General features: G+C 62.4%; 4 protein-coding genes. 1 reads left to right on the top strand and 3 read right to left on the bottom strand.

What is annotated here, in order from left to right; all coding sequences use genetic code 11:
- The 3 genes from KA184_18085 to KA184_18075 form a co-directional block, all read right to left on the bottom strand.
- On the bottom strand, nucleotides 1–337 hold a 337-nt coding region (locus KA184_18085), incomplete at its 3' end, for a hypothetical protein (GenBank protein ID MBP8131493.1).
- Nucleotides 337–1,083: a hypothetical protein gene (locus tag KA184_18080; GenBank protein ID MBP8131492.1), complete on the bottom strand. Its 747-nt coding sequence runs from the start codon at nucleotides 1,081–1,083 to the stop codon at nucleotides 337–339. The genes KA184_18080 and KA184_18085, both read right to left, overlap by 1 nt.
- Nucleotides 1,080–1,757 (bottom strand): hypothetical protein, encoded by a 678-nt coding sequence (locus tag KA184_18075; protein ID MBP8131491.1) that lies wholly within the window; start codon nucleotides 1,755–1,757, stop codon nucleotides 1,080–1,082. Before KA184_18075 ends, KA184_18080 begins: the two co-directional genes overlap by 4 nt.
- 253 nt (nucleotides 1,758–2,010) lie before the next feature.
- Between KA184_18075 and KA184_18070 the strand changes: the two genes are divergently transcribed.
- A partial coding sequence (locus tag KA184_18070) for a hypothetical protein (protein ID MBP8131490.1) occupies nucleotides 2,011–2,780 on the top strand: 770 nt, incomplete at its 3' end.

The following is a 2,780-nucleotide window of genomic DNA, read 5'->3' as shown; positions in this document are numbered from 1 at the left end:
CCCACCCAAAGCCCGACAAGTTGCCCGCGCCGTCGTTGACCACGCCGAACGCGTCAGGGTCCGTATTCGTGCCGTCGCCAAAATTGATCCAGCCCGTATTTTCGGACCATGCGAAACCGGACAAGGAAGAGGACGTTACGACGACACCGCTGAAGCAATCACCGCGCGCATTGATCCAGCCGCCGTTCCCGGACCATGCATAGGGGGCCGTCAGGGAGATATTCGTCGTGGCAAGAGTAACGGAGGGCGCTATGAGCGCAACCACGCCGAGGAACACGCGGACGGCAATGCGCGGCGTGACCTGGTGGGAGGGCCTGCGTGCGGGCGAAGTCTTCATCAGCGGTTTCCCGTCTCGCTGTCGGCTTGTGCTCGGAACGCGGTATCAGCCGTGTCCTGGACTCCGATCACTTGCGAATCCTGGACGCGCGTCGGTGGGAGAGGGGTGACCTCCAGGTCTCCAGGCCCCGTATGGGAATGAACGATGTACGCATCCACAGCCACATCATTCCAGTCGCCCGAATCGATGGAGAGGACGACGAAGCCCAGGAAGATCGGTGAAGCAAAACCGCCCGCATCTTGAATCAGGGTCTCCAAGCGGATTGCAGCCATCGGATTGGCGGATCCCACGGTAAACGTGGCGGGATTGGCAATTGGCGTTCCCATGGCTGACGTGGCGGGCTGGCCGTTGTTGTTGTAGAGATAGAGATGCACCGATAATTCCGGCGTGTCCTTTGCGCCGGTTGCGGCGCCACCGTCTTTCAGGCCTTGTCCCGTCAGCGCTCCGGTGGCCAGCAGATAAACCAGCGTGTCGAACGTGTACTGAGTATCGCTTACGAAGCCTTGGCGTTCCAGGACGTAGGGAAAGAACAACAGGACGTCGCCGCCGCCGGCCGCGCGGTTGACCTGGGCCGCCTGGTCGTATATCTCTTGCAGGTTTTTCATGGTCGGCGCAGGTGAACCGGGCGGATACAAATCGCCCGAGAAGGCAAGCCCCGGAGCCAGCATGAAAGTGGCAGTCATCCAAGCGGCACACATAGCGTTGCGGCGCCTTGCGCGGAAAGCGTTTGATTCACCTGGGTTCATTGCCCGGCCTCCCCAATCTCAGGCGCATCGCTCTTCACGGCGGCGGGCGCATCCTGAATGCGGACCGGTTCCAGGGCGGTGATCGAGAGGTCAAAGGCGGTCGTGTGCGAGTTGAGCGTAAACCCCTGAACCGCCACGTCGTTCCAGTCGCCGGAACTCACGGAAAGCACCGCAAAACCCTCGAAAATGCCAGCCGGAAAGCCGCCCGCGCTTAGAAACAGGTTGGTGATCTGCGCGGAGGCCCGCGGCGTCCCGTAACCCACTGTGAACGTCGCCGGAAAGGCCACTTGCGCCGCCGTTGCGGACAGTGCGGGCTGCCCCGTGCTGTCGAAAAGGTAGAGGGACACCGTCACATCGGAGACACTCTTGTTCGGCACCGACGCCGCGCCGCTCTTGAGACTCGTTCCCACGTAGGGCCCCGTCGCCACGAGATAGAACGTGGTGTCGAAGGAATTCGGCGTCGTGCTGATGGTGCCCTCCTGATCCACTATGTGCGGATAGAACAGCAGCGCGTCGCCGCCGCCCGCTGCGCGGTTGGCCTGCGCCACCTGTTCGAAGACCTCCTGCAGATTTCTCATCGTCGGGGCGGGCGGGCCCGGCGGGGCCAGGTCTCCCGCAGGCGCGCTGCCTGCCGCGCCTGCGATAAGCAACATTACGAGTGTGGCTCGACGCACCTCTGGTCTCCTTGTTCTGTGAGGGAACCCCGGATTCCCACAAAACAAGCCCAATGCCTCTGAATATTCCAGACGCACCCTGTTTGCATGGAAAGCCGGGCGCACAACGTATTATGGTTGCCAGGTATATGGCGTCTTTCCGCCCAAGCGAGGTATTCAGGCGATGAAGCCATCAAAACCGCTCCAGACATTACTGACAGTATTATTTTCGATGTGCACCGCCGCTCGCGCCGCGGAAGATGCTCGCGGCTCGATGACACTGTCCCCGGACTATGCGGTCGGCGCGCAATCGGACCTGCCGCGGCCCACGGACGATTACTCGCGCATCGAGATGCGTTCATACGCGGACTTCGGCGCTGTCGAATGGCAGGTGGGCTTGCGGAGAGAGTCCGGCGCAGCGCCCGCACTGATCGAGGATCCGTGCTCGGCGGATTTTACGGCGGCGTTTCCGTCCAGGCGCCCGACCACGCTGCATTGGAGTAAAGGCAGCCACTCGGAGACGAGCGATTTCGCTCCGCAGGAGCGCGTGCTGGAACATGGCGTTGCGGTGGCGCTGGCGTCCTTCGGCGGACGGTCTTCAGACGGTGCGATGCCGTATTTCAATCTCAACGACGGCAAAGGAGGCATCATCCTCGCGATTGGCTGGACCGGCGATTGGACCGCGTCGTTTGCGAGCGGCGAGCCCGGGCAGGTACACATTTCCGCCGGGCTGGACCGCACGCATTTCATGCTGCCTCCGGACGAGGAACTGCGCCTGCCGTCGATATTGCTCATGCCCTATGCCGGCGACTGGACCGACGGCCAGAACAAGTTCCGGCGGCTGACGCTGCGGCATTTCACGCCCGCTAACCATTCGCCCATGGAACTGATGCCCGTCGCGGCAAGCGTACACGGGCTCGTGGGATTCAACGACACGACAGAAGCGAACCTGTGCGAACTGGCCGCGGTTGTCGCGTCGGCGAAGCTGCCCATCGATACCTTCTGGCTCGATGCGGGCTGGAACGAAGCCGGTTTTCCGCTGGG

The organism is Candidatus Hydrogenedentota bacterium (assembly GCA_018005585.1).
Classification (GTDB): Bacteria; Hydrogenedentota; Hydrogenedentia; order Hydrogenedentales; family JAGMZX01; genus JAGMZX01.
The sequence above is the reverse complement of the archived record's forward strand: the minus strand, read 5'-3'. Positions and strand labels throughout refer to the sequence as shown.